This window comes from Streptomyces racemochromogenes, from assembly GCF_039535215.1.
In the GTDB taxonomy this organism is placed as follows: domain Bacteria; phylum Actinomycetota; class Actinomycetes; order Streptomycetales; family Streptomycetaceae; genus Streptomyces; species Streptomyces racemochromogenes.
This window is the reverse complement of the sequence record NZ_BAAAWT010000001.1, coordinates 7,018,543-7,044,143: the sequence shown is the minus strand read 5'-3', so window position 1 is coordinate 7,044,143 and position 25,601 is coordinate 7,018,543. Positions and strand designations below refer to the sequence as shown.

General features: G+C 75.1%; 26 protein-coding genes. 15 read left to right on the top strand and 11 right to left on the bottom strand.

Annotated features, from left to right (window positions below; genetic code table 11):
• Positions 1–10: 10 nt before the first annotated feature.
• Both ABD973_RS32590 and ABD973_RS32585 read right to left on the bottom strand, forming a co-directional pair.
• Positions 11–499: a DUF3291 domain-containing protein gene (locus ABD973_RS32590; RefSeq protein WP_345503826.1), complete on the bottom strand. Its 489-nt coding sequence runs from the start codon at positions 497–499 to the stop codon at positions 11–13.
• A 32-nt stretch (positions 500–531) separates the two neighbouring features.
• On the bottom strand, positions 532–1,215 hold the full coding sequence (locus tag ABD973_RS32585; protein ID WP_125819830.1) for a helix-turn-helix transcriptional regulator: 684 nt from the start codon (positions 1,213–1,215) through the stop codon (positions 532–534).
• Between the two features lie 112 nt (positions 1,216–1,327).
• Between ABD973_RS32585 and thpR the strand changes: the two genes are divergently transcribed.
• Together thpR and argG are read left to right on the top strand one after the other, a co-directional pair.
• Entirely contained in the window at positions 1,328–1,912 is a 585-nt protein-coding gene (gene thpR / locus ABD973_RS32580) for an RNA 2',3'-cyclic phosphodiesterase (protein ID WP_125819831.1), read from the top strand.
• Positions 1,913–1,986: 74 nt separating this feature from the next.
• A complete protein-coding gene (gene argG, locus ABD973_RS32575; RefSeq protein WP_125819832.1) occupies positions 1,987–3,441 on the top strand; it encodes an argininosuccinate synthase in 1,455 nt (484 codons plus the stop codon).
• A gap of 76 nt (positions 3,442–3,517) precedes the next feature.
• On the opposite strand, the gene ABD973_RS32570 is transcribed toward argG, so the two are convergent.
• Together ABD973_RS32570 and ABD973_RS32565 are read right to left on the bottom strand one after the other, a co-directional pair.
• Positions 3,518–4,000 (bottom strand): hypothetical protein, encoded by a 483-nt coding sequence (locus tag ABD973_RS32570; protein WP_241253100.1) that lies wholly within the window; start codon positions 3,998–4,000, stop codon positions 3,518–3,520.
• A gap of 101 nt (positions 4,001–4,101) precedes the next feature.
• Entirely contained in the window at positions 4,102–4,710 is a 609-nt protein-coding gene (locus ABD973_RS32565; protein ID WP_345503821.1) for a GNAT family N-acetyltransferase, read from the bottom strand.
• A 112-nt stretch (positions 4,711–4,822) separates the two neighbouring features.
• Here ABD973_RS32565 and ABD973_RS32560 point away from each other — a divergent pair, with 112 nt between their 5' ends.
• Positions 4,823–5,653 carry a dienelactone hydrolase family protein gene (locus tag ABD973_RS32560; protein WP_125819834.1) on the top strand — a complete coding sequence of 277 codons (831 nt, stop codon included), beginning with the start codon at positions 4,823–4,825 and terminating at the stop codon, positions 5,651–5,653.
• 9 nt (positions 5,654–5,662) lie between these two features.
• Here the strand turns inward: ABD973_RS32560 and ABD973_RS32555 are convergent, their stop codons facing one another.
• Positions 5,663–6,268 carry a 2'-5' RNA ligase family protein gene (locus tag ABD973_RS32555; RefSeq protein WP_206436464.1) on the bottom strand — a complete coding sequence of 202 codons (606 nt, stop codon included), beginning with the start codon at positions 6,266–6,268 and terminating at the stop codon, positions 5,663–5,665.
• 230 nt (positions 6,269–6,498) lie between these two features.
• On the opposite strand from ABD973_RS32555, the gene ABD973_RS32550 reads away from it, so the two are divergent.
• From ABD973_RS32550 to ABD973_RS32535, 4 genes are all read left to right on the top strand, one after another.
• Positions 6,499–9,225: a glycoside hydrolase family 2 protein gene (locus ABD973_RS32550; RefSeq protein WP_345503817.1), complete on the top strand. Its 2,727-nt coding sequence runs from the start codon at positions 6,499–6,501 to the stop codon at positions 9,223–9,225.
• Positions 9,226–9,364: 139 nt separating this feature from the next.
• Positions 9,365–10,756 (top strand): MFS transporter, encoded by a 1,392-nt coding sequence (locus tag ABD973_RS32545; RefSeq protein WP_345503815.1) that lies wholly within the window; start codon positions 9,365–9,367, stop codon positions 10,754–10,756.
• A gap of 41 nt (positions 10,757–10,797) precedes the next feature.
• Positions 10,798–11,505 (top strand): response regulator transcription factor, encoded by a 708-nt coding sequence (locus tag ABD973_RS32540; protein ID WP_345503813.1) that lies wholly within the window; start codon positions 10,798–10,800, stop codon positions 11,503–11,505.
• Positions 11,502–12,896 carry a sensor histidine kinase gene (locus tag ABD973_RS32535; protein WP_345503811.1) on the top strand — a complete coding sequence of 465 codons (1,395 nt, stop codon included), beginning with the start codon at positions 11,502–11,504 and terminating at the stop codon, positions 12,894–12,896. The genes ABD973_RS32540 and ABD973_RS32535 overlap by 4 nt, the downstream gene beginning before the upstream one ends.
• A gap of 4 nt (positions 12,897–12,900) precedes the next feature.
• Here the strand turns inward: ABD973_RS32535 and ABD973_RS32530 are convergent, their stop codons facing one another.
• Positions 12,901–13,878, bottom strand: a complete 978-nt coding sequence (locus ABD973_RS32530; RefSeq protein ID WP_345503809.1) for a TAXI family TRAP transporter solute-binding subunit — start codon at positions 13,876–13,878, stop codon at positions 12,901–12,903.
• A 416-nt stretch (positions 13,879–14,294) separates the two neighbouring features.
• On the opposite strand from ABD973_RS32530, the gene ABD973_RS32525 reads away from it, so the two are divergent.
• Positions 14,295–14,996 carry a DUF4232 domain-containing protein gene (locus ABD973_RS32525; RefSeq protein ID WP_345503808.1) on the top strand — a complete coding sequence of 234 codons (702 nt, stop codon included), beginning with the start codon at positions 14,295–14,297 and terminating at the stop codon, positions 14,994–14,996.
• An 80-nt stretch (positions 14,997–15,076) separates the two neighbouring features.
• Positions 15,077–16,036 (top strand): SMP-30/gluconolactonase/LRE family protein, encoded by a 960-nt coding sequence (locus ABD973_RS32520; RefSeq protein ID WP_345503806.1) that lies wholly within the window; start codon positions 15,077–15,079, stop codon positions 16,034–16,036.
• 44 nt (positions 16,037–16,080) lie between these two features.
• On the opposite strand, the gene ABD973_RS32515 is transcribed toward ABD973_RS32520, so the two are convergent.
• Positions 16,081–17,355 carry a DUF1266 domain-containing protein gene (locus ABD973_RS32515; protein WP_345503804.1) on the bottom strand — a complete coding sequence of 425 codons (1,275 nt, stop codon included), beginning with the start codon at positions 17,353–17,355 and terminating at the stop codon, positions 16,081–16,083.
• A 44-nt stretch (positions 17,356–17,399) separates the two neighbouring features.
• Positions 17,400–18,857 (bottom strand): amidase, encoded by a 1,458-nt coding sequence (locus ABD973_RS32510; RefSeq protein WP_345503802.1) that lies wholly within the window; start codon positions 18,855–18,857, stop codon positions 17,400–17,402.
• 133 nt (positions 18,858–18,990) lie between these two features.
• Between ABD973_RS32510 and ABD973_RS32505 the strand changes: the two genes are divergently transcribed.
• The 3 genes from ABD973_RS32505 (at position 18,991) to ABD973_RS32495 (ending at position 21,072) form a co-directional block, all read left to right on the top strand.
• Entirely contained in the window at positions 18,991–19,605 is a 615-nt protein-coding gene (locus ABD973_RS32505) for a TetR/AcrR family transcriptional regulator (protein WP_345503800.1), read from the top strand.
• A gap of 70 nt (positions 19,606–19,675) precedes the next feature.
• The gene (locus ABD973_RS32500; protein ID WP_345503799.1) at positions 19,676–20,458 is read left to right on the top strand and encodes a maleylpyruvate isomerase family mycothiol-dependent enzyme; all 783 of its coding nucleotides are present in this window, start codon (positions 19,676–19,678) and stop codon (positions 20,456–20,458) included.
• Between the two features lie 89 nt (positions 20,459–20,547).
• Positions 20,548–21,072 (top strand): DUF5133 domain-containing protein, encoded by a 525-nt coding sequence (locus ABD973_RS32495; RefSeq protein WP_345503797.1) that lies wholly within the window; start codon positions 20,548–20,550, stop codon positions 21,070–21,072.
• A 10-nt stretch (positions 21,073–21,082) separates the two neighbouring features.
• Here ABD973_RS32495 and ABD973_RS32490 read toward each other — a convergent pair whose 3' ends face one another.
• Entirely contained in the window at positions 21,083–22,291 is a 1,209-nt protein-coding gene (locus tag ABD973_RS32490; protein ID WP_125819843.1) for a cytochrome P450 family protein, read from the bottom strand.
• 173 nt (positions 22,292–22,464) lie between these two features.
• Here ABD973_RS32490 and ABD973_RS32485 point away from each other — a divergent pair, with 173 nt between their 5' ends.
• Positions 22,465–22,620 (top strand): DUF6131 family protein, encoded by a 156-nt coding sequence (locus tag ABD973_RS32485; protein ID WP_164720813.1) that lies wholly within the window; start codon positions 22,465–22,467, stop codon positions 22,618–22,620.
• A gap of 97 nt (positions 22,621–22,717) precedes the next feature.
• On the opposite strand, the gene ABD973_RS32480 is transcribed toward ABD973_RS32485, so the two are convergent.
• A complete protein-coding gene (locus ABD973_RS32480) occupies positions 22,718–23,176 on the bottom strand; it encodes a MarR family winged helix-turn-helix transcriptional regulator (RefSeq protein WP_345503795.1) in 459 nt (152 codons plus the stop codon).
• 128 nt (positions 23,177–23,304) lie between these two features.
• Between ABD973_RS32480 and ABD973_RS32475 the strand changes: the two genes are divergently transcribed.
• Positions 23,305–23,577, top strand: a complete 273-nt coding sequence (locus ABD973_RS32475) for a hypothetical protein (protein WP_125819844.1) — start codon at positions 23,305–23,307, stop codon at positions 23,575–23,577.
• A gap of 53 nt (positions 23,578–23,630) precedes the next feature.
• Positions 23,631–24,596 carry an aldo/keto reductase gene (locus tag ABD973_RS32470; protein ID WP_241253103.1) on the top strand — a complete coding sequence of 322 codons (966 nt, stop codon included), beginning with the start codon at positions 23,631–23,633 and terminating at the stop codon, positions 24,594–24,596.
• Here ABD973_RS32470 and ABD973_RS32465 read toward each other — a convergent pair whose 3' ends face one another.
• Complete coding sequence (locus ABD973_RS32465; protein WP_125596945.1) at positions 24,597–25,550, bottom strand: MASE1 domain-containing protein; 954 nt, start codon at positions 25,548–25,550, stop codon at positions 24,597–24,599.
• Between the last annotated feature and the right edge of the window lie 51 nt (positions 25,551–25,601).

Sequence of the window (25,601 nt, the reverse complement as noted above, 5' to 3'; positions counted from 1 at the left end):
GATGGCCGAGCTATGCGCGAGCCGCGGCGGCCTCCACGGGGGCATGGAAGGAGGTGAAGGTGAACGCGTCCGGCGACGGCCCGTTGGCCCTGATGTCCGCCAGCCGCTCCAGGGCCTCCTCGACGCTCGGGACGTGTCCGGCGGGGACCCACCAGAGGACCATGTGCGCCTCGGCGTGCCGTTCGAACCAGTCGCGGCGTCCGCGCATCACCTCCAGGTGCCCGCTGCGGTAGGTGAAGTCCCACAGCGCCTCCCGGGTCTCCCACACGGACATGTTGACGATGACGCGCTCCCCCAGCGGGCGCATGGCGGTGGCGTCGTTCTCCCCGTCCTCCTTGAGCCGCCACACGAATCCGGGCGCGGCGTCGGCCGCGGCGTTGACCGGGTCGAGCGCCTCGACGAACGGGGCGACGCGGGGGTCGTCGAGGGGGTAGCGGAACGTCGCGACGTTGAGCTGGGCCAGGTGGACGGCGGCGGGGCCGTGCGGGGATGCGGTCATGGCCCCATCCCAGCACGGCGCTCTTTTCTATGTCAATCGATATTGTTTTTAGAACTCTCGACCACCACGCAGCACTCCCCCGGCCGGGCGTCCATCCGGGCGCGGACGGGTCCGTCCGCGCCGAGGAGCCCTTCCAGCAGGGCGAGGTTCATGCCGCAGACGAGCGGCGGGAAGCGCTCCGCGACCGCGTGGAAGGGGCAGTTGCGCATCCGGACGACGGGCAGGCTGCCACCCCCCTCCCCCTCGGCCCCCTCCAGGTGCGGTTCGTAACCGCGGGCGGCCAGGACGTCCATCGCCTCGTCGAGCCCGCCGCAGGGCGCCGCCCCCGGTCCCCGCAGGGCCTCCCCCCGTCGGCGCGCCGCGGCGCAGAGCCCGGCGTCCAGCCCCGCCCCCTCGGCGGCCTCGGCCAGCAGCTCGGCGGCCGTGAGGTAGTCGCGGGCGGGCAGCGACACCGCCCACTCGGCCCGGGCCCGCGTGTACACCTTCGCGGGACGGCCCGCCCCCGGCCCGGAGCGGCCGGTCAGCCGGCGGCTGCCGCTCTCCAGCAGGCCGGCCCCGGTCAGCTTGTCCAGATGGTGCGCGGCGAGGGTGCGCGCCACTCCGGCCGCCTCGGCGGCCTCGTTCCGGCCGACCTCGCGGCCCTGCGCCACCACGTACTCGTACAGCCGGCGCCGCACGGGGTCCTGCAGCAGCGCGATCGCATCGATGTCCTCCATTCCCCCATTCTAGGAACAACCGGAATTGGAGATAGAAGGCCGCACGGGGCTCCGGGCCGACCTGACGGGCCGGAAGGTGACCGGGAGGCCGGGAGGCGGTACGAAGGCGTACGTGAAGGAACACACCCAGGCCGCGACCGTCCGCGTCTTCATCGCCCTCGCCCCGCCCGACGACGCGAAGCGGGAGCTGGAGCGGGCGCTCGCCCCCGCGTACGCCGCGCACCCGCGCATGCGCTGGAACCGCATCGAGGACTGGCACGTCACCCTGGCGTTCCTCGGCGAACTGCCGGTCGCGGCCGTTCCGCCGCTGCGGCCCCGGCTCGCGGAGCTGGCGGCGGCCCGGCGGCCCGTACGGCTGTCCCTGCGCGGCGGCGGGCACTTCGACGAGCGGGTCCTGTGGAGCGGGATAGCCGGCGAGCTGGAGGAGCTGCACGTCCTGGCCTCCGAGGTGCGGGCGACGGTGAAGGAGTGCGGCATCGGCTTCGCGGACCGGCCGCTGCGCCCCCACCTCACGCTGGCCCGGGCCCGGCGCGGCGACCCGTCCGCCGCACCGCGGGCCGCCGCCGGGCTCACGGCCTTCAGCGGCCGGGAGTGGGAGGCGGAGCGCCTCCACCTGGTCGGCAGCAACATCGGCCGGGGCCCGGGGCCGATCCACTACCGGGACATCGAGTCCTGGGCGTTCGGCGGCGGGAAGTGACGCGCGAAGGGGGCCGCCGGTCCGGGATGCGATCCGGAATTGCATGACCATGCGGCGGCATGCATAATCTTCCTATGTCTAAGGTCCTCACCTCCCTTCCCGCCGGCGAGCGCGTCGGCATCGCCTTCTCGGGCGGTCTCGACACCTCCGTCGCGGTCGCCTGGATGCGCGACAAGGGTGCCGTCCCGTGCACCTACACCGCCGACATCGGTCAGTACGACGAGCCCGACATCGCCTCGGTGCCCGGCCGCGCGCAGACCTACGGCGCCGAGATCGCGCGCCTGGTCGACTGCCGGGCGGCGCTGGTCGAGGAGGGGCTGGCCGCGCTCACCTGCGGCGCGTTCCACATCCGCTCGGGCGGGCGGGCCTACTTCAACACCACCCCGCTCGGCCGCGCCGTGACCGGCACCCTGCTGGTCCGGGCCATGCTGGAGGACAACGTCCAGATCTGGGGCGACGGCTCCACCTTCAAGGGCAACGACATCGAGCGGTTCTACCGCTACGGCCTGCTCGCCAACCCGCACCTGCGGATCTACAAGCCGTGGCTGGACGCGGACTTCGTGACCGAGCTGGGCGGCCGCAAGGAGATGTCGGAGTGGCTGCTGGCCCACGACCTCCCCTACCGCGACAGCACCGAGAAGGCGTACTCCACCGACGCCAACATCTGGGGCGCCACCCACGAGGCGAAGACCCTGGAGCACCTGGACACCGGCGTGGAGACCGTCGACCCGATCATGGGCGTGCGGTTCTGGGACCCGTCCGTCGAGATCGCCACCGAGGACGTGACGATCGGCTTCAACCAGGGCCGCCCCGTCACGATCAACGGCAAGGAGTTCGCCTCCGCCGTCGACCTGGTGATGGAGGCCAACGCCATCGGCGGCCGCCACGGCATGGGCATGTCGGACCAGATCGAGAACCGGATCATCGAGGCCAAGAGCCGCGGCATCTACGAGGCGCCGGGCATGGCCCTGCTGCACGCCGCGTACGAGCGCCTGGTCAACGCCATCCACAACGAGGACACCCTCGCCCAGTACCACAACGAGGGCCGCCGCCTCGGCCGGCTCATGTACGAGGGCCGCTGGCTGGACCCGCAGGCCCTGATGGTCCGGGAGTCCCTCCAGCGCTGGGTCGGCGCGGCCGTCACCGGCGAGGTGACCCTGCGGCTGCGGCGCGGTGAGGACTACTCGATCCTCGACACCCGGGGCCCGGCGTTCAGCTACCACCCGGACAAGCTCTCCATGGAGCGCACCGAGGACTCGGCCTTCGGCCCGGTGGACCGGATCGGCCAGCTCACCATGCGCAACCTGGACATCGCCGACTCCCGCGCCAAGCTGGAGCAGTACGCCGTCCTCGGCCTGATCGGCACCGGCAGCCCCGCCGTCGGCGCCGCGCAGGCGGCCGCGACCGGGCTGATCGGCAGCATGCCGGAGATGCCGGAGGGCGGCGCCGAGGCCATCGCCTCGCGCGGCGCGGTCTCCGCCGACGAGGAGATGCTGGACCGCGCCGCGATGGAGTTCGGCACGGACTGACCCCGGCGGGCGGTACGACGCGCCGGGCCGGCCCGGCGCCTTCGGGCGCCGGGCCGGCCCTTCCCACGTCCGGGGCTCAGTACACGAGCTTGTACGTCACGTCCTTGGGGACCGGGTGGGGCGCCGTGCCGGTGTAGAGCAGCCGGATCGTGGTGAAGCGCCGGACGTCGTGGTGCCCGGGCCAGGACCGCGGCTCGCTCAGGGTCACCGTCACCGGGTAGGCGCGGAAGTGCCCGGCCGCGCAGTACGGGCGGCAGTCGTTGACCATGTCGGTGCCGGTGGCGGTCGCGGTGCCCGGCCCCCAGCTCTTCCAGTGCAGGTCGACGAGCCGGTTGTTGCCGTCGCCGCAGGCCAGCAGGTACTCCTCGGGGCGGACCTGGGGCTTGTCGAAGCAGTCGACCACGACGAGCGGGTCCGGGGCCGCGGGGGTGCGGGCGGCGGAGGCCGGGACGGCGGCGGCCGCGAGGGCCGCGAGCGCGCACAACAGGGCCGCCCTGCGCACCCCGTGCCGGCGCACCCGTACGGGCCGGGTCCCTCGCGAAGCTTCCATGGCGTCCATCCGCCCCTCCTCGCCGGTCGCTCCCGCCGCCGGTGCCGCGGCACTCCCAGCTTTCCTCATCCGGCCGCGCCCCGCACCCGCAGCGGGCGCCGGCGGAGGTGTCAGGCGGTGCGGGGTGCTCGGCGCATGGCCCAGAGGGTGGGGCCGCCGCCGGGGAGCTCGACCTCGCCCAGGACCTCGAAGCCGAAGTGCTCGTAGACGGGCAGGTTGGACGGCTTGGAGGACTCCAGGTAGACGGGCAGGGCCGCCGCGTCGGCCTTGGCCAGGCCGGAGCGCAGCAGCGCCGACCCGTGGCCCCGGCCCTGGCCGGCCGGGTCCGCGCCGATCAGCGCCAGGTACCAGTGCGGCTCCTGCGGGGCGTGCCGGGCGGCCAGCTCGACGGCGTCGCGGAACAGGTGGGCCCGGTCGCCGAGGATCTCCGTGAGCTCCCGGATGGTGTCCGCGTCGGGGACGGACTTCTCGTGGCCCTCCGGCGACACCCAGAAGGCGGCGGCGGCCCCGGTGCGCTCGCACACGCCGTGCCGGACGTACTGGCGCGTGTAGATGGTGCTGAAGTACCGCGTCAGGTTCTCCTCGCGCGTGTCCTCGGCGGGGAAGAACCAGTTCATCATCGGGTCGTCGTGGAAGGCGCGGGCCAGGGCACGGCTGATCGAAGGGGCATCGTCAACGGTGGCCGTCTTGGGCAGGTTCGTCATCGACATACGGGTCATTCTGCACGCGGATGATCTTGTGCCGGACCCCGGGGTCCTGCTGGCCACAACCCCTACGTCCCGGTAACTTGGTGGCCGCCCAAGAGGATTCGACCGGAGGGAACGGGGGACCGTGGCAGATCACGACCTGACCGGCTTCACCAGGGGCACGTTCACGCACGAAGGCACCACCCGGCGGCTGCTGCGCCGGGGCTCGGGCCCGGCGGTGATCGTCATCGCGGAGATCCCGGGCATCACGCCGAAGGTGCTGGCGTTCGCCGAGCGGGTGGCGGAGGCGGGCTGCACCGCCGTGCTGCCGGTGCTCTTCGGCGAACCCGGCCGGGACGCGGATCCCAGGACCGCGGGCCGGACGAAGACCGCCGGCTACGTCGCCTCCAGCATGCTGCGGGTCTGCGTGAGCCGGGAGTTCACGCTGCTGGCCACCGGGCGCACGTCGACGGTGGTGTCGTGGCTCCGGGCGCTCGCCGCGGCCGAGCACGAGCGTTGCGGCGGTCCCGGGGTCGGCGCCGTCGGGATGTGCCTGACCGGCGGGTTCGCGCTGGCCATGGCCACCGACCCGCGCCTGCTCGCCCCGGTGCTGTCCCAGCCGTCGCTGCCGCTGGCCCTCACCCCCGGCCGGGCCGGCCGCATCGACATCTCCCCCGAGGACCTGGCGGTCGTGCGCGGGCGCTGCGAGCGCGAGGGGCTGCAGGTGCTCGGCCTGCGCTTCCGCGGCGACCGGCTGGTGCCCGGAGACCGGTTCGCGCACCTGCGCCGCGAGCTGGGCGACGCGTTCGTCGCCGTGGAGCTGGACGACGCCGCGGCGAACCCCGACGCCGTGCTGCCCCCGCACTCCGTCCTGACGGAGCACCTGGTGGACGAGCCGGGCCAGCCCACGCGGCAGGCCCTGGACACCGTCCTCGACCTGTTCCGCACCCGGCTGCTGGCGGCCGGGCCAAGCTGACCCCGACGCTCAGGCGTGCCGCCGGGCCGTCTCCCCCGTGCCGAGGGCGATCGTGGCACGGGGGCGCATCGGCCCCTCTCCCCGGCGGGAGAGCAGCACCACCTCGTCGACCCGGGCGGACATCCCGGCCAGGCGGGCATCGCACTCCGGGACCAGCCGGCGCGGGTCGCGGGTGCGGCCGAGCGACAGGTGCGGGGTGAAGTGCGGGAACCGCCCCCGGCACTGGGGGAACGGCTCCGCCAGGGACTCCCGCAGCGCCGTCCAGGGACGCTCGCCGGCCGCCGCGGGGTCGAGCCACACGGTGGCGTAGGCGCGGTGGCGGAAGGCGCGCACCCCGCTGAGGCGGACGGCGAAGGGCGCGCAGCGGGCCGCGGCCTCCGCCAGCAACGGTAGGGCCACCGGGAAGTCCTCCTCGGGTACGAAGCCGAAGAGCAGGTTCACGTGCGGCGGCCAGCGGCGGATCTGGGGGTCGTGCTCCGCCCGGAGCTCCTGGATGGGCTGCCACAGCCCGGGCGGCGGGAGCCACACGAGAGCCGTCCGGGGCGTGGGGGCGACGTCCAGGATCCCGGGGCCCCCGGCGGCCGGTCCACCGACGGCCGGGTGGTGCGGTCTCACCCCGCCATCATGCCCCGGCCGGTTCCCCTGGGTGGCGCAGGTGCGGGACAGGCCCCGGCTCGTCCGGGCGGCTCGCACGCCGGGTGCGCTCGCGGGCGCCCGGCCCGGCGGGCGGGTCAGGGGCGGTCGTGGCCCGTGGTCCCGCGCGCCGGGGCCGGTGCGGGCACCCGGCGTGGAAGACTCCGCGCGCAACCCCCCGCCCGCGTTCCGTCCCCCACGGGAGGTCCCCCGTGCCGCACCGCCCCGTCCCCAAGTACGCCCGGACCGCCGCCCTCGCCGCCGGCTCGCTGGTCCTCGTCCTGGCCGCCGGGGCCTCCCCCGCGGCGCCCGCACCCCCGCCGACGCCGCCCGCCGCACCGCGGGCGACCGCCGTCGCGGGCGCGCCAGGCACCGCGACGGCCCTGGCCGGGTACGCGATCCAGTCGACGGCGAAGGTCGCGGACACCGCCGCCGCCGTGTCCAGCCCCGGCTACGCGGCCACGGGCTGGTACCCCGCCGGGCCCCGGTCCACCGTGCTCGCGGCACTGCTCGCGGCCGGGGTCCACCCCGACCCCTTCTACTCCACCCGGCAAAAGAGGATCCCGGCCGGGGACTTCACCGTGCCGTGGTGGTACCGGGCGGACTTCCTCGTCGCCGACACGACCGCCCGTACGTACCTGGACTTCAGCGGGGTGATCTCGGCCGCCGACGTCTACGTCAACGGCCGCCGGATCGCCGACGCGACCACCGTCACCGGCGCCTACACCCGGCACGAGACCGACGTCACCGACCTGGTCAGGGCGGGCACCAACACGGTCGCGTTCCGGATCCGGCCCAACGACCCGCGCGAGCACCTCACGATGGGCTGGCTCGACTGGCTGCAGCCGCCGCCCGACGGGAACATGGGGATCGTCCGCGACGTCACCGTGCGCCGGGGCGGCCCCGTCGCCCTGCGCGACGCACACGTGGTGACCTCCCTGGCACTGCCCTCGATGGCCTCGGCCGAGCTGACCGTCAAGGCCCGGGTGCGCAACGACTCGGCGGCCGCCGTCACCGCCACGGTCGCGGGCGCCGTCGGCCCGGCCCCCGTCAGCCGCAGCGTCACCCTCGCCCCGCACGAGACCCGCACCGTGGTCTTCTCCCCGGCCGACCACCCGGCGCTGCGGCTGCAGGCGCCCCGCGTGTGGTGGCCCGCCGCGATGGGCGGGCAGCCCCTGTACTCCCTCGACCTGACCGCGACGGTGGACGGCCTGCCCTCCGACGCCGCGCACGAATCCTTCGGCATCCGCGACGTGCGGGCACCGCTGAACGCCGACGGAGCACGCCAGTACGTGGTGAACGGACGCCCGCTGCTGATCCGGGGCGGCGGCTGGTCCCCCGACGAGTTCCTGCGCTGGGACCCCCGGTACGTGGAGGACCGCCTGAAGTACGCCCTCGACCTGGGGCTGAACGCGCTGCGCCTGGAGGGGCACATCGAGCCGGACGAGTTCTTCGACCTGGCCGACCGGTACGGGATCCTCACCCTGCCCGGATGGGAGTGCTGCGGCAAGTGGGAGGGCGAGGTCAACGGCTCGGAGGCCGGACAGCGGTGGGAGAGCGCCGACTACCCGGTCGCCAGGGCGTCCATGGCCGCCGAGGCCGCACGGCTGCGCCGCCACCCCAGCGTGGCCTCCTTCCTGATCGGCAGCGACTTCGCCCCGGACCGGACGATCGAGCAGGGCTACCTCGACGCGCTGGAGGCCGCCGACTGGACGGCCCCGGTGGTCCCCTCCGCCTCCGGCCGGTCCTCACCGATCACCGGGCGCTCCGGGATGAAGATGACCGGGCCCTACGACTGGGTCCCGCCGGGCTACTGGTACGCCAAGCGGGAGGGCGGGGCCACCGGCTTCAACTCCGAGACCAGCGCCGGGCCGGACGTGCCGACCCTGGACACCCTGCGCCGGATGATGTCACCGGCGGAGCTGGAGAGCCTGTGGAAGGACCCCTCGGCGGCCCAGTACCACCGCTCGCCCTCGTCCACGTTCTCGACGCTCAGGCTGTACGACGCGGCCCTGGCGGGCCGTTACGGCGCGCCCACGGGCCTGGAGGACTACGTGCGCAAGGCGCAGCTCGCCCAGTACGAGGCCGTGCGGGCGCAGTTCGAGGCGTACGCCCGCAACGCGAAGGACGCCTCCGCGCCCTCGACGGGGGTGGTGTACTGGATGTTCAACAGCGGCTGGACGTCGCTGCACTGGCAGCTGGTGGACCGCTACCTCGACCAGGGCGGCGCCTACTTCGGGGCGAAGAAGGCGAACGAGCCGCTGCACATCCAGTACGGGTACGACGACCGGGCCGTCTCGGTCGTCAACAGCCGTGCGTCCGCGGCCTCGGGCCTGACGGCGCGGGTGACCCTCTTCGACCCCGACGGCACGCGGCGCTACGAGCGGACGGTGACGGGGCTGGACGTGGCGGGCGGCGGAGCGAGCACGACCGCGCTGACGCTGCCCGCGTCGGTGCCGGGCCTCGCCACCACCCACCTGGCACGGCTGCTGCTCACCGACGCCGACGGGCGGGAGGTGAGCCGCAACGTCTACTGGCTCTCCACCCGGGCCGACGTGCTCGACTACTCCAGGAGCACCTGGTACCACACGCCGACCACCGCGTACGCCGACCTGACGGGGCTGAACGCGATGCCGCGGTCGGCCGTGGCGGCGACGGCCTCCACGACGGCCGACGGCCAGGGGGTCTCGACGACGACGGTGACCGTGCGCCACACCGGAACGGGAAGCACCCCGGCCCTGCTCACGGACGTGCACCTGCTGGGCGCGGCGGGCGCACCGCTGCTGCCCGTCCGCTGGAGCGACAACCAGGTCACCCTGTGGCCGGGCGAATCGGCGACGCTCACGGCGACCTACCGCACGGCCGACCTCCACGGCACGCCCCCGGCCCTGCGGCTCTCCGGCTGGAACACCCCGACGACGACGGCCCCGGCCGGCTGAGCCGGGGCGCGGGTTCCTTAGCGGAACGTTAGATCTCGGTGGCGGGCCTTGTCCGGGTCCGGCACCGGATCCATGCTCTGGGCACCCCCTCGTCCGGGGCGTTCCCCCCTCCCGTCAGGGACTTCCGTCTGGAGCCGCCATGTCCTCGTCCGCCGTCACGCCCGAGTCGCCGCACCGGGAGGAGCGCGCCAGGCGGCGCCTCGCCCTGATCGGCGGATCGCTGGGCAACCTCGTGGAGTGGTACGACTGGTTCGTCTACGCGAGCTTCGCGATCTACTTCGCCGACTCCTTCTTCCCCGGCGACAACCCGACCACCCAGCTGCTGAACACCGCGGGCATCTTCGCGGTGGGCTTCCTGATGCGCCCGGTCGGGGGGTGGATCCTGGGCCGGGCCGCGGACCGGCACGGGCGCAAGAGCGCGCTCACCCTCACCGTCACCATGATGTCGGTGGCGGCCCTGATGATCGCCGTCGCGCCGACCTACGGCCAGGCCGGGTACGCCGGCGCCCTGGTGCTGCTGCTGGCGCGCCTGCTCCAGGGGCTGAGCATCGGCGGCGAGTACGCGGCCAGCGCCACGTACCTCACCGAGGCCTCGGCCCGCGACCGGCGCGGGCTGGGCTCGTCCTTCCAGTACGTCTCGATGACCTGCGGGCAGCTGCTGGGCCTCGGCATCCTGATCACGATGCAGCACACGCTGACCGCGGCCCAGCTGTCGAGCTGGGGGTGGCGGATCCCGTTCGTCCTCGGGGCCCTGTTCGCGGTGGTGGTGTTCTGGCTGCGGCGGCGGCTCCAGGAGACCGACGCGTTCACGGAGGAGTCCTCCGAGGAGGGTGCCCACGACGCCAGTGCGCGCGGCTCGCTCAAGGCGCTGTGGCAGCACCGGCGGCAGGCCGGCCTGGTGATGGCGCTGACCCTCGGCGGGACCGTCGCGTACTACACGTACACCACGTACCTCACCAAGTACCTGGTCGGCAGCGCCGGCCTGCCCAAGACGACGGCCACGCTGGTGAGTTTCACCGCCCTCGCCCTCTTCGCCGTGCTCCAGCCCTTCGCCGGGATGCTGTCCGACCGGATCGGCCGCCGCCCGCTGCTGATCACCTTCGCGGTGGGCTGCACGCTCGGCACGTACCCGATCATGACGGCCCTCGGTTCGGCGGACTCGTACGGGTCGGCGCTGGGCCTGTCCCTGCTCGCCCTGGTGATCGTCACCGGCTACACCTCGATCAACGCGGCGGTGAAGGCCGAGCTGTTCCCGACCCGGGTGCGCGCCCTGGGCGTGGCCCTGCCGTACGCCATCGCCAACGCGCTGTTCGGCGGCACGGCCGAGTACGTGGCCCTGTGGTTCAAGAGCGGCGGCCACGAGAAGATGTTCTTCTGGTACGTGTCCGGCTGCGCGCTGGTCTCGCTGGTGACGTACCTGCTGATGCCGGACACCCGTGACGCGGCGCTGAGCCGGGCCGAGGCGGCCGGGGCGGACACGCCCGCCGGTGGCTCCGCGTCCGCGAAGGCCGGTGCCGGGGCCGCCCGTTGACACCGTGAACCGTGAACCCGCGAACCCGGCCGGAGGGCCCGATGCACGCACTGCTCGTCGAGGACGACGACCGCATGGCCCGGGCCCTCGGCACGGCCCTCGCCCAGCGCGGGCACACGGTACGCCGGGCGGCACGGGCGGCGGACGCCCTGCGGCACGTCCGCGAGGCCGAGTTCGTCCTGCTCGACCTGGGGCTGCCCGATCTCGACGGCCTGGAGCTGCTGCGCCGCCTGCGCACGGTCTGCGACGCCCCGCTGATCGTGGTGACGGCGCGCTGCGAGGAGCGTGACGTCGTGCAGGGGCTGCGGGCGGGCGCCGACGACTACGTGGTCAAGCCGTTCCGGATGGCGGAGCTGATGGCGCGGATCGACAGCGTGCGGCGCCGGTCGGGCGGGCGCACGGCGGCCGAGCCCGCGCGGTACGCCGGCGGGCCGGTGCGCAGCGGGGACGTCGAGGTGGACCCGGCGGGCCGCACCGTCACGGTGGCCGGCGCCGAGGTCCGTTTGACGCGGCGGGAGTTCGACGTCCTGGCCTTCCTGGCGGCGCGGCCCGGCGAGGTGCACTCCCGGGAGGAGATCCTGGACCGGATCTGGGGCGACGCCTTCCTGGCCGCGTCCCGTTCGCTGGACGTGCACGTCGCGGGGATCCGGGCGAAGACGGGACGGGCCGGGCTGGTGCGCACGGTGCGCGGGTTCGGCTACCAGCTGGGCTCCGCCGCCGGGTGTCCGGACGGGGAGTCCGGCGCGTGAGGCGCAGGCTCCTCGCGGTGCTGATGGTGCTCATGGGGGCGGCCGCGCTGCTGCTGTGCGTGCCCCTGGCCGAGGCGTACGCGCGCGGGCGGACCGAGCACCTGCTGCTGCAACGGCGCTCGGAGGCCGTGCGCTTCGCGGACCTCGCCGACCGGACCGGTACGGCCGCCGACCGGGCGGAGCTGTCGGCGGAGATCGGCCGGTACGCCGAGCTGTACGGGGCCGCGGTGGTGGTCGTGGACCCGTCGGGGGCGACGGTGGCGCGGGCCGGTTCGGGGCCGGCGCGGGCCTCGCTCACGGGTCCGGGGGCCTCCGCGGCGGCCGAGGCCCGGGACCGGGCGCTGACCGGGCGTTCCACCGACCGGCTGCCGACGGTGCGGCCCTGGGGTCCGGCGCGGGTGGTGCTCGCGGAGCCGGTGGGGCGGGACGAGCGGGTGAGCGGTGCGGTGCTGCTGGCGGTGCCGGCGGACGCCGCCCGCCGGGACGTGACGGCCCGCTGGGCGCTCATCGCGGCCGGGGCGGCGGCCGCCTTCGGCGCGGCGGCGCTGGTCGCGGCGGGGATCACACGCTGGCTGATGCGGCCGCTGCTCGACCTGGACCGGGCGGTGGAGGGGCTGGCCGCCGGGAGCCTGCACGCGCGGGCGGTCTCGGACGCCGGGCCGCCGGAACTGCGGCGGCTGCGGCGGCACTTCAACGCGATGGCGCAGGCGCTGGCCGAGTCCCTCTCCCGTCAGCGGGACTTCGTCGCCGACGCCTCGCACCAGCTGCGCAATCCGCTGGCGACGCTGGTGCTCCAGCTGGAGAACGTCGAGCCGCACGTCGCCCCCGGTCCCGGCCGGGCCGAGCACGGTCGCGCGCTGGAGGAGACGGAGCGGCTGGAGGAGCTGCTCGACGGGCTGCTGGCGCTGGCCCGGGTGGAGTCGGCGGCGCCGGAGCTGCGCGAGCAGGACGTGGCCGCGGCGGTGCGGAAGCGGGTACGCGCCTGGCTGCCGGTGTTCCGGGCGGCCGGTCTGGAGCTGGCGGTCCGGGGCCCGGCCGGGGAGTTGGCGGCCCGTGCCCTGCCGGACGCGGCGGGCCGGGTCCTGGACGCGGCCCTGGACAACGCGGTGAAGTTCGTGCCGAGCGGCGGCCGGGTCGAGGTGTGCGCCCGGCGGGCCGCGGACGGCTCGGCGGTGGTACGGGTCGCCGATGACGGGCCGGGCGTCCCGAAGGAGCAGCTGGAGCTGCTGCCGAGGCGTTTCGCCCGTGCGCCGGAGCACCAGAACGTGCGCGGCAGCGGGCTGGGGCTGGCCATCGCGGACGAGATCGCGCGGATCAGCGGCGGCCAGCTGGGCATCGGCGGGAACGTGCCGCGCGGGCTGGTGGTGGAGCTGCGGCTGCCGCCGCCGTGACGGCTCAGCCGTACACGGAGCGGTAGTGGGCGGCGGCGCCCGGGTGGAGGGGGACCCTGCCGGTGGAGATGGCGAAGCGGGGCTCCAGCCGTACGCCCGCGGTCACGTCGCGCAGCAGGTCGCGCCACCGGTCGGACACCACCCGCAGCAGGGCGCTCGCGGCGTCAGCGGGCACCGTGTCCCGGGCGAGGAGGTAGTTGCCGACGCCGAGGGTGGCGACCGGTGCGGTCAGTCCGTACGCCCCGGCCGGCAGGGTGACGGCCGTGTAGACGGGGCCGTGGAGTTCGCGCAGCGGGCCCACGTGGCCGTCCAGGGCGAGGAAGCGCAGCGGCAGTGCGCGGGCCAGCTCCGTCAGGGCCGGGGTGGGGACGCCGCCGGACCAGAAGAAGGCGGCGACGTCGCCGGTGCGCAGGGCGGCCGCCGACTCGGCGAGGCCCAGCAGGCGCACGTCCGCCGGGGCCGGGCCGGTACCGGTCCCGGTGAGCCCGGCGGCGCGCAGGATGCGTCCGGCGACCACCTGGACCCCCGACCCGGCGGCACCCGCCGCGACGGGGCGTCCGGCGAGGTCGGCTACGGCGTGCACCGGTCCGGCGGCGGGGACCACCAGGTGCGTGTAGTTGACGTAGACCCGGGCCAGTGCCGTCACCGCGGCCGGCCGGGGGAACGGCTCCCGCCCGAGCACCGCGTCCTCGGCGACGTCGGCCGTGGCCAGGGCGAGGTCCACGGAGCCCCCGTCCAGTCTGCTCAGGTTGTCCACGCTCGCGGCGGTGTCCACCGGCACGATCTCGAGGCCGCTGCCGACGTCGGCGGCGGCCCGCGCCAGGGCCAGGCCGAAGGCGTTGTACGGGCCTCCGCGCGGACCGGTCGCGAGCCGCAGCCGGCGCACCGGCCCGGAGTCCGCCGAGCAGCCGGCGAGCGCCGCCGCGGCCGCGCCGAACCCGGCCCGTAGCAGCCGGCGGCGGCCGGGGTGCGTGTGCGTCACGGCGGCAGCGTAGCCACTGACGCCCCGACGTGGCGTCAGCGGCCCGGGGCGAGGGTGCCCGCCACGCCGAGGAGCGTCGACGCCCACGCAGCGGACGCCCACGTCACCGGTCCCCGAGGGGGCCTCCTCCGCGGCACACCGGAACACGGCGGTCCGCGTCCCCCGGGGCTCGCCGGGGACGGCGTACCGTACGGGGCAGTCCCCGCCCCCGTCCCGCCCGTCCGCCCGCCGCCGCCCCGGACCGGTGTTCCCGCTCCCCCGCCGGCGCGGGCTCCCCGCGTCCGGCGGCGGGGGAACGTCATGGTCGTGTGACAGGACTGCCACAACGGCGCAGCGCGGGAACTCGGCCGGGGCGCGGTGCCGTGTCCCTGCACGTGCCGGTGCGGGGCCGGCCGGGAGACATCGAGGAGCATCCCATGCAGTACACAGCAGGCCCGCGCCGCTCGGCGGCGGTGCTCGTGGCGGCCGCCGCGGCCGCCGTCCTGATGACGGGCTGCGGCCCGGCCGACGACGGGGCGGCCGGAACGCCGCCGGCGCCGCCCACCGCCTCGGTGCCGGCCAAGCCGACGCCGACGGGCGGCTCCTCGGCCGGCTCCTCGGGCGGTTCGGCCACCGGCGGCTCGGGCGGCACCGCGCCGAGCCCGACGGCTTCCGCCCCGGGCAGCGGCGGGGCGAAGCCCTGCACGACCGGCGAGGTCAAGGTCTCGGACGCCGAGCAGGCCGCGGTCCGGCCGCCCGGCACGGGGACGGGAGCGGCCATCGTGTCGGTCACCAACACCTCGAAGCACGCCTGCACCCTCAACGGGTTCCCGACGGTCGCCGGGGCGGGCAACGGCTCGCCGGGCAAGAACGTGCCCCTGGCGATCACCCAGAGCGGCAAGGCGTCGACGGTCGCGCTGGCGCCGGGCGCCCGCGCGTGGACGAAGCTCACCTTCGTCAACGTCCAGGGCGAGGCGGACGGGTACTGCGTGTCCGGCGCGACCCCCGCCTCCTTCCCGACCATGGTGATCGGCGTCCCCGGCGCGGGCTCGCACCAGATCGCCATGACCGACGGCGTCTTCGCGGAGTGCGACGACAAGGCGACCGTCACCGCCTTCTCCGCCGTCAAGCCCACCTGAGTCGGGGTGCGGGGTGGTGCGCCCCGTGGGCCCGCGCCGATACTTCACGGGCAGCCCGGTCTGACCACGGAGGGGAAGCGATGAGGCTCGACAGGATGCTCCGCACCGTCTTACGGGGACCCCGCGCGGGTTTCGTGGCCGCGGCCGTACTGGCCGCGGCCACGGCCGCCCCGGCGGGGCCCGCGCAGGCCGCGGCGCGGTGCGCGCCCGGTGCGCCGGCGGCGGCTCCGGTGCGGGTGGCCCAACTCCCGGACTGGGTCGAGTCGATCGCGGTCGACGGGCGGGGCCGGATGTTCGCCACCGCCTACTTCAGCGGCCGGGTCTACCGGATCGACGCGCCGGGCAGCGCCCCGGTGGCCCTGACCGGGGACGTCGGCGCCAACGGCGGGATCGTCGTCCGCGAGGAAGGGCAGCTGCTCGTCGGCACGGGCAACGACCTCGCGCACTCGCTGACCGGTGACCTGTTCCCCACCTCGCGGCTGCTGCGGGTGGACCCGGATTCCGGGGCGGTCCGTACGTACGCCTCCGGGCTCGGCGGGATCGACGGGGTCGCCCTGGCGCCCGACGGGACCGTGTACACCACGACCCTGGGCGGCCGGAACATCGGCCGGGTCACCCCGGACGGCCGGGTCGATCCGGCCTGGGCCCGCGTCCCGCAGCCCAACGGGATAGCGGTCTCGCCGGACGGGGGCGAGGTCTACGTCGTGCAGACCACGGTGGCCCCCGGGCTGTACCGGATCCCCGTGGGCGATCCGGCGCACCCGCGGCTGTGGGTGTCGGCCGGGCTCTTCGACGCGCTCGCCCTGCCGGACGGGCTGACCCTCGACGGCCGGGGCCGCCCGCTGGTCGCCACGCACGCGGCGGGTGAGATCTGGCGGGTCGAGGACGGACGGCTGTGCTCCGTGGAGTCGGGGCTCCCCCTCTCGACGCAGATCGCGTACGGGCACGGCGACCGGGGGTTCTCGGCGGGCCGGCTCTACCGGGCGGGCGTGGACGGGACGGTCTACGAGGTGCCGGGCGGCGCCGAACCCGGCCGCTGACCCCGCCCCACCCCGGCCCGGCCCTGGAACCGGGCTGCGTCAGGTCAGGTCCAGGGGAGCGTGCGCCAGGGGCTGGCGGGGTCCGTGGCCAGGACGCGGTGGGTGGCGAGGGCGGTCTCGTACCACTCCCCGAACTCCTCCTCGTCGAAGTGGAGGCAGCGGCCGAGCACGTAGGCGGCCGAGAAGTCCCCCCACGAGCGGTAGTTGACCTGGACCAGGCGTCCCGCGCGGACCACCGCGGCCTCCGCCTCGGGCAGGGAGCACAGTCGGGCGGCGAGGCCCCACCGGGCCATCGCGGAGGCCCGGCCGTAGTCCCAGGCCTCGACGGAGCGGACGAACCCGCCCTCGGGGAGCAGGCCGTCCGCGCGGAAGCGCGCCTCGTAGCGGGCGATGCGGCCGATCAGCCGCTGCACGCCCGCGACCTGGCCCTCGGTCTCCGCCTCGGTGACGGTGCGGCCCCGGCTCACCCCGTCGGGCGTCAGCCGGGGTTCGGCGGCCGCCTCGGCGCGCCGGCGCACGACGCTGCCCGCGGCCTGGCGCCAGTGGTCGGCGTCGACGGGCCCCGCGAAGTCCAGGGCCATGGAGCGGCGCAGTTGCAGGACGAACTCCCAGACGCCGCTGACCATGTCGGCGCGCAGCAGCCGCTCCTGGGTGTCCAGCCAGTCCTCCCGGGTGGTGACGCCCCACCAGCGCTCCAGGGAGCGCTTCTCGTCGAGGTAGCCGCAGCCGTGGTAGGCCATCGCGTTCCAGTAGCGGCCGTTGTGCACGTTGATGTGCGCGCCGGCGCCGAGCCCGAAGGCGACCTGGCCGCTGCGGGGGCCGCCGATCTCCAGGGTGTGGATGGCGTCCGGGGCGAGTCCGGGCCGGTCCACGGGGGCGGCGTGCCGCTGCCACAGGGCGCGGCCCTCCGGTCCGGCCGGCAGTACGCCCTCGCAGGGGCTGCCGGGGTTGACGACGAGGTAGGGCGGGTCGTCGTGGTTCCAGACCTTCGCGAACCAGCCCAGGTCGTAGCAGTTGTAGACGGGGTCCACGGCGGGCGGCGGCAGCATGCCGCCCGTGTAGACGGCCAGGCACATGGTCCCGGTCCGCGGGTTCCAGTACGGGTGGAAGCGGGTGTTGCCCGGGTTCGCGTCGACGTCCGCCCGCGACTGCATCATGTACAGGTCGGCGCGGGCGACGAGGTCGTAGTACGCGGGCCAGTCGCCGCGCGTCCTCGCCTCGTACAGCCCCCGTTCGACCGCGCTCGGTGCCTGCCAGCCCTGCGCCGGCGCCGTCGGACCGGGCGGGGCTCCCTGCTCGTGACCTGCTGTCAAACCCATGGGCAAACCCTAAGGGGTGGATCTTCCGGGGTGCCGCGCCGGTGTCAGGCCACCGGGCGCGGGTCGAGCGGGGTGAGGACGCCGAGCCGGTCCTCCACAGCCTGGGCCGCGTCCAGGCACAGGTCCTCGCGGAAGGCCCGTCCGACGATCTGCACCCCGCCGGGCAGCCCGTCGTACAGCCCGGTGGGGACGGCCACGGCGGGCAGGCCCGTGAAGCTGGTGACCGTGCACAGCCGCATGCCCGAGGCGACCCGGTCCCGGCCGGCGCGGTCGCGGGACTCCAGTCCCGGTTCGACGGGCGGTTCGGTGAAGGAGGGGCCGAGCAGCAGCGGGTACCCGTCGAGGAACTCGGCCCACGAGCGGCGGATGCCCAGCCAGGTGCCCATGAGCCGGACGAGCTCTTCGGCGGTGGCGGGCGGGGTCTTCTCCATCGCCATCTGGACGTAGCGGTCGCCGCCCTCGCCCAGGAGGGTGCGCACCACCGGCCAGCTCGGGGCGAATTCGGTCATGGTGATGCGATCGTACGCGTCGAGGGCCTCGTCCAGCCGGGGTACGTCCGCCACCTCGCGCACGTCGTAGCCGGCGTCGCGCAGGGCCCCGGCCGCGTCGGCGACGGCCGCGCCGACCGCGGGGTGGACGCCGTGCCCGCCGGGGTCGGCCACCACCGCCACCTTGACGGGGCCGGGGAGCGGGGGCCCGTACAGGGGGACGGGCACGGAGCGGGGGTCGCGCGGATCGGCGCCCGCCAGCGCCTCGTAGGCGAGCCGGAGGTCGCCCACGCGGCGGGCGAGGGGGCCGTCGGTCACCAGCGCCTGGGAGGCCGGTCCGGGGTCGTCGGGGCCGAGGACCCGGTGGTCGGCGGGGAAGCGCCCGGTGGTGGGCTTGAGTCCGGCCACGCCGCAGAACTGGGCGGGGACGCGGATGGAGCCCCCGGAGTCGTTGCCGAGGCCGAGCGCCGCCATGCCGGTGGCGACGGCGGCCGCGTCGCCCCCGCTGCTGCCGCCGGGGGTGCGGGCGGGGTCCCACGGGTTGGCGGTGTCGCCGAAGAGTTCGCTGCGCGTGTGCATCCCGGCGAGGACCAGGGTGGGCATGTTGGAGTGCCCGATCGGTACGGCGCCCGCGGCGCGCAGCCGGGCCACGGGCGGCGCGTCGGCGGCCGCGGTGAGGTGGCGGAAGCGTTCGACGCCGAAGGTGGTCGGCACGCCCTCGACGGGGGTGGTCTCCTTGACCGTGAACGGCACGCCCGCCAGGGGGCCGAGCGCCTCCCCCGCGGCCCGGCGGCGGTCCGTCGCGGCGGCGGCTTCGAGTGCCCGGTCCGCCATCAGCTGGGTCACCGCGTTCACCGCCGGGTTGACCTCGGCGATCCGCTCCAGGTGGCTCTGGACGAGCTCCACCGCCGACACCTCTCCGCCGCGCACGGCGCGCGCCTGCTCGGCCGCCGGCCGCCGCCAGAGGGCTTCCCCTGTCTTCGGTGTCTTCGGTGTCTCTTGTGTCTCCGGCATGTTCCCCGTGCTCCCTGCTCTGTGCCCGGCCGTCGTTCCGATGCGCTTGCATCGGAACCATAACCGAGGATCCGATGCGCCCGCATCGAATAAGCTGGGCGCCCTACGGGACGGAACGGGAAGGCGGGTGCCCATGCCCAGGCAGGTGGACCACGAGGGACGGCGCCGCCTCATCGCCGAGGCCGTCTGCCGCCTCGCCGACGAACGCGGGCTGGAAGGCGTCACGCTGCGCGACGTCGCGGCCCGCGCCGAGGTCTCGATGGGCGCGGTGCAGCGGTGCTTCGGCACCAAGGAGGAGATGCTGCTCTTCGCCCTCGGGTACGTCGGCGAGGCCATCGGCGAACGCGTACGGGCCCGGGTGGTCCGCAGCCCCGCCCAGTCGGCCGCGTCCGCCCTGGGCCACGCGGCCACCGAGGTCGCGCTGCTGCGGGAGGAGCACCGGGCCGAGGCCCGGGTCTGGCTCGCCTTCGTCGCGCAGGCCGTCGTCAGCCCGCCGCTGGCCGAGACGCTGAGGGCGAACTACGCGGCCCTGCACGCGGCGTTCGCCCGGCTCATCGCGGAGGCCTGTGAGGGCGCGGACGGGCCGCCGGCGCGCGTCGACCCGCAGCGGGAGGCCCGTGCCGTCCTGGCCCTGGCGGACGGCCTCACCACGCACGTCCTGATCGGGCACCTCCGCCCCCGGGAGGCCGAGGAGGTGCTCCACGCGCACCTGCGCGGCCTGTGGGAGGGGCCGGCAGCGGGCCGGTGAGACCCCCGCCGCGAGCCTGTGAAAGAGTTCCGGAGGAGCGCGTACGACAGGACGGAAGGACTCCCCCACCATGCACACGGCCGACCGGATCGACCACGGGGCGGCGGTGGCGGCGGAGGCCGCCCGCTTCGCGGCCCTGCTCGCGGACGCCGACCTGAAGGTCCCCGTACCCACCTGCCCCGGCTGGACGCTGGCCGACCTGGTCCGGCACGCCGGCGGCGTGCACCGCTGGTTCTCGGTGCTGCTGCGGCAGCGGATCCAGCAGCCCCCGGCCCGCCGCGAGGTGGACCTGCGGCTGCCCGAGCGCGAGGACGGTTACGCCGAATGGCTGAGGGCCGGCGCCGCCGAGGCCGCCGAGGTCTTCGCCGACACCGACCCGGACGCCCCGATGTGGGTCTGGGGCGCGGACGGGCACGCCCGGTTCTGGATCCGCCGGATGCTGTTCGAGACGCTGGTGCACCGGGTCGACGCCGAACGGGCGCTCGGCCTCCCCTCGGTCGTCGACCCCGCGCTCGCGCGGGACGGAGTGGACGAGTTCCTCGTCAACCTGCCCTTCGCGGCGCTGTTCGCGCCGAAGGTGGCGCACCTGCGCGGGTCCGGCGAGGCCGTCCGGTTCCGGTGCACCGACGGCGCGGGCGGGAGTTGGCTGGTCCGCCTGCGGCCCGACGGATTCGGCCTCGACGCGGACCTCGGCGCGGACGGCCGTGCGGTCCCCGCCGACGCGGAGGTCCGGGCGGGGGCCGCGGACCTGCTGCTCCTGCTCTACGGCCGGCTGGACCGCACCGCCCCGGGCGTGGAGACCACGGGCGACGGCTCCCTGCTCGACCTCTGGTTCGCCAACTCCGCGTTCTGACGGGCGGCGGCCGCGCGGGACGGGACGTGCGGAACCCCGGGGGCTGTGTCAGCGTGAGAGGGCACATGCCCCGCCGAAGGGATCCTCACGTGGCGTCTCCTGGTGACCCGCCGTCCGCCGCCGCACTCGCGGCGCAGGCCCCTCCCCTCGCGGAACGGCCGCTCGGGCAGGCGCCCACCGAGCTGTGGGCGCTGGGCCTGGTGATGGCCGCCACCCCGTGTTCGGCCCGCGAGGCGAAGCAGATCCTGCTGACGGCGGCCGAGCGGGCCCGGATCACCGCCGCGCAGGCCGCGGAGGCGATGGTGGCCGGGTCGCTGGGCCTGCCGGTGCCCGGGCGGGTGCAACGGGCCCTGCACCGGGCGGTGCAGGCGGCCCACACCCCGCTGCCGCGCGGTGCCTTCCAGGGCGTGGGGATCCTGCCGAGCCGCCTGCGGACCGAGGAGGTCCTGACCCGCCTGCGGGGCTGCCAGGCCCGCCTCGCGGCCGCCCCCACGGACCCGGGCACGCTGCGAGCCATGGACGACGTGGCCTACACCCTGTGCGTCCTGATGGGCCGCCCCACCACCCACGAGGCCGTCCTGGCGGCCGAACGGCACCTGCTGACCCAGGAGTAGGGCGCGCCGGTCACCAGCGGACGGGGAGTTCCCGAACGCCCCGGATCAGCATGCCCGGCACCCAGGAGAGCTCGGCGACGTCGGCGTCGCCCTCGAGGCCGGGGAAGCGCTCCAGCAGGGAGCGGAGCGCGATGCGGCCCTCCATCCGGGCCAGTGGCGCGCCGAGACAGTAGTGGAGGCCGTGGCCGAAGGCGATGTGGCCGCGCGCGTCGCGGCGGATGTCGAAGCGGTCCGGGTCCTCGAAGCGCGCCGGGTCGCGGTCCGCGTCGGCCATGGCGATCAGGACGGCGGACCCCTTGGGGATCACCGTCCCGCCCATCTCCACGTCCTCCAGGGCGAGTCGCTCGGTGCAGGTCTCCACCGGACCGTCGTAGCGCAGCATCTCCTCGATGGCTCCGTCCAGCAGGCCGAGGTCGGCGCGCAGGTCGGCGAGCTGGCCGGGGTGGGCGAACAGTGCGCGCATCCCGTTGCCGATCATGTTGACGGTGGTCTCGTGCCCGGCGATGAGCAGCAGGACGCACATGCCTGTCAGCTCGGCGGGCGAGAGCCGGTCGCCGCCCTCGTCGACGGCGTGGATCATCGCGCTGAGCAGGTCGTCGCCCGGTTCGGCGCGTTTGGCGTCGATGAGGCCGCTCAGGTAGCGGGGCATCTCCTCGTACGCGCGGGCCTCGGCCTCCGCGCTGGTCCGGGCGACCATCTCGTTGGACCAGCCGCGGAACGCCTCGCGGTCCAGGGCCGGGACGCCGAGGAGTTCGCAGATGACAGTCATCGGCAGGGGGAAGGCGAAGGCCTCCACCAGGTCGACGCGGCGGTCGCCGTTGGCCTCCATGGCGTCGAGCAGTTCGTCGGTGATCTGCTGGATGCGCGGTGCCAGGGCCTCGATGCGCCGCGGGGTGAACTCGCGGGCCACCAAGCGGCGCAGGCGGGTGTGGTCCGGCGGGTCGGACATCAGCATGTGGGCCAGCGCCGGGTGGTCCTGTTCGGCGTTGATGATCTGGCCGACGTCCCCGGAGCGGCGCCAGTCGCGGCTCAGCCGCGGGTCGGTGAAGGCCGTGCGGCAGGCCTCGTGGCCGACGACGAGCCACATGTGCTCGCCGTCGGGCGTCAGGACGTGGTGCACGGGGCCCCGCTCCCGCAGGGCGGCGTAGACCGGGTACGGGTCCCTCACGAAGTCCGGGCTGAGCTCCAGCAGATCGACGACGGCAGGCCGACGTGCCATTCCATTCCCCCCTGAGTCGAATGCGTCGCGGCGGTGTGGCGCCGCGCGTTCACCCCAGAGTAGTCGCGGTGTCACCGCGCGGTTCCGCGGGCGGCCCGGTTCCGGTTCGGCCGCATGTGGATGCATCGCGGCGCGGTATGTGGGAAGACGCCCACCGGAGATGGGAGAAAGACATGATCATTCTGGGTGTCATCCTGCTGATCGTCGGCTGGGTCGCCGGCATATCCATCCTCTGGACCATCGGCCTCATCCTGGTCCTCATCGGCCTCGTCCTGTGGGTCCTGGGAGCCGTCGGACACGCCGTCGGAGGACGACGGCACTACTGGTAGGCCGGGCCGGAGCCCGGCACCGCACCACAGCGCTCAGGCGCCGGACGGCCGTACGGGCCGGAGGGTCATCCCCCCGGCCCGTACGCCGGCGCCCGGTTCAGGCTCCCGTGCCATGGTCCTCGGGGAGGCCGGTGCCGCCCATGCGCGTGAGCAGGGCGCTGAGGGTCTCGACCTCGGCCGGGGACCACTCGGGCGCCGCGAACACCTCGGCGGCGACCTGGCCCGCGGCCTTGAGGCAGTCGGCCAGCCGTTCGCGGCCGGCGTCCGTCAGCGCCGCGTAGGCGACGCGGGCGTCGCGGGCGTCCGCCTCTCGGACGACGAGGCCGATCCGCTCCAGCGGGCCGAGCCCCCGGGTCACGCCGGAAGCCGTCAGCCCCAGGGCCCCGGCGAGGTCGACGCGCCGCATCCGGCCGCCCTCCGCCCGCCCGAGGTGGAGCAGGACCATGAAGTCGGCCAGGCTGACCCCGTACAGGGACCCCAGCCGGGAGTCGAACCGTCGCACCAGGGCCGTCTGGGCCTTCACCAGGCGCAGGGACACATCCAGCGCATCACTCATTGCTACCTCCTTGACCGCTCAAGCATCAGGGAAAAAGCTTGAGCAGTCAAGGAGCCGTCGAGCATTTCGTACCCGGGTCCCGCCGGTGGCGTATCGTCCTCCCGTTCCCGAAACCGGAGGCACCGACGATGGGGCTCGCAGGGCTGCTCCTGCTCAACGGCTTCGCCCTGGCCGCGTTCGCCTTCGGCCGCCTGGCCGTGCGGCTGGTGCGGCGCGCGCCCCTGTGGGCCTACGCGGCCGCCCCGCCGCTGGCGGTCGTCGCCACCGGCTGGGCGCTGGGATGGCTGATGTGGCCCTCGTACGCGGCGGCACCGGCGGTGCTGCTGTGGTGGCTGGGCGGTCTGACCGGCGCCGTCACCTGGTGGACCTGCCAGGCCCGCACCCACCGCCGCCGCCACTGACCCCGCTCCCCCGGCCCGGCCTGATCCGAAAGACACGGCCTAGGCTTTGCCCCGTGACGGAGAACGCGGAGACGGGCAGGGGCGGCGGGCGGCTGCTGTACGGGTGCATGGGGCTGGGCGGGAGCTGGGAGCCCGGCCCGTACGGCCCCCGGGACGTCGACGCCGCCGAGGAGGCCGTGCACGCGGCCCTCGACATCGGTATCACCGTCTTCGACCACGCCGACATCTACCGGCACGGCAAGGCCGAGGCCGTCTTCGGCGAGGTACTGGCCCGGACGCCCGGGCTCCGGGAGCGCATCACCCTTCAGACCAAGTGCGGCATCCGCCTGCCCGGCGGCGACGGCGGCCCCGGCCTGTACGACCTGCGCGGCCCCGCCATCGTCCGGCGCGTCGAGGAGAGCCTCGAACGGCTGCGGACCGACGTCCTCGACGTGCTCCTGCTGCACCGCCCCGACCCCCTGGCCGACCCGGACGAGGTCGCGGCCGCCCTGATGTCCCTGCACGGCAGGGGACTGGTCCGCGCCTTCGGGGTCTCCAACACGGGCGCCCCGCAGATCGCCCGCCTCCAGGCGCGCCTGGACGTGCCGCTGGTCGCCAACCAGCTGGAGATGAGCCTGCACAGCCGCGCCTGGGTGGAGTCCGGCGTGCTGCTCAACACCCCCGAGGGCGCCGGCCACGGCTTCGCCCCCGGGACGCTGGAGCACTGCCTCGACCACGGCATCCGGCTCCAGGCCTGGGGCGCCCTCGCCCAGGGCCGGTTCACGGGCCGCCAGCGGACGCCGGCGGAACGGGCCACCGCCGCCCTGCTCGGGGAGCTGGCGCGGAAGAAGGGCACCACCCCGGAGTCGGTGCTGCTGTGGTGGCTGACGCGGCACCCGGCGGGCATCGCGCCGGTGATCGGCACGGCCCGCCCCGACCGGATCCGTGCCTGCCGCGACGCGGCCCTGAACCCGCCCGACCTCACGCACGAGGAGTGGTACGAGCTGTGGACCACGGCCCGGGGCGTACCGCTGCCCTGATCACTCGTCCCGCCGGCCGGGGGCGAGGTGGGCCACCACCTCGGCCAGGTCCTCGCACACCTCCTCGATCTTCAGGCGGATGTTGTTCTGCTCGGTGACCATGGCCGACAGCAGCAGGCCCGTGAGGGCGGCCGCCCCGTTGAGCGCCTGGAGGTTGACCATGATCTCCAGCAGGCTGTGGTGGGCGAAGGGCCCCGCCTGGTCGATCGCCGCCCCCACGGCCACCACCGACACCAGCAGGGCGCAGGGTGCGCTGCCGGCCAGCTGGAAGCGCACGGCGGCCCAGATGAGCAGCGGGAAGACCAGGAAGAGCAGCGACATGCCGCTGTGCGCCGCGAGGGCCGTGACCGCCCCCGCCGCCGTCATCAGCGCGAGCGCCTCGGCCACCCGGTAGGGGTCCCGCGGCGGCCTGGCCCGGCGCAGGACCAACAGCAGAGGGGTCACGAGCAGCACGCCCATGGTGTCCCCGGCCCACCAGGCCGACCACACCCCCCAGAACTTCTCCGGCGGCAGGTTGCCGGTGAGCAGCAGCGTCCCGGCGCCGCCCGTGGCGCTGACCAGCATCGGCAGCAGGCCGCCGGCGAAGACCAGCGCGAGCCCGTCCCGCAGCCGGTCGATCTCGGGCCGGAAGCCTACGCGACGCAGCAGGGCGTACGCGCACACCGGGGCCAGGGTGTTCCCGAGGACGATGAGCAGGTCGACGGGGCGGAAGGCGGAGATCCCCTCGATGGTGAGGTACGTGCCGAGGGCGATGCCCGGCCAGACCCGCGGGCCGAACCAGAGCAGGGCCGCGAGGGCGATGCCGGTGGGCGGCCACAGGGGCGTGACGACCGAGCCCTCGACGACCACCTGGCACAGCAGGCCGAGCCGGCCGCTCAGGTAGTAGGCGGCGGCGACCCCGAGGATCCGCAGGAGCGCCTCGGACGGACCTCGCCATTGCACGGTGCGCACCACAGCATCAGACAACAGCCCGGCCGCCGGGGCGGGCCGTGACACGCCCGGCGG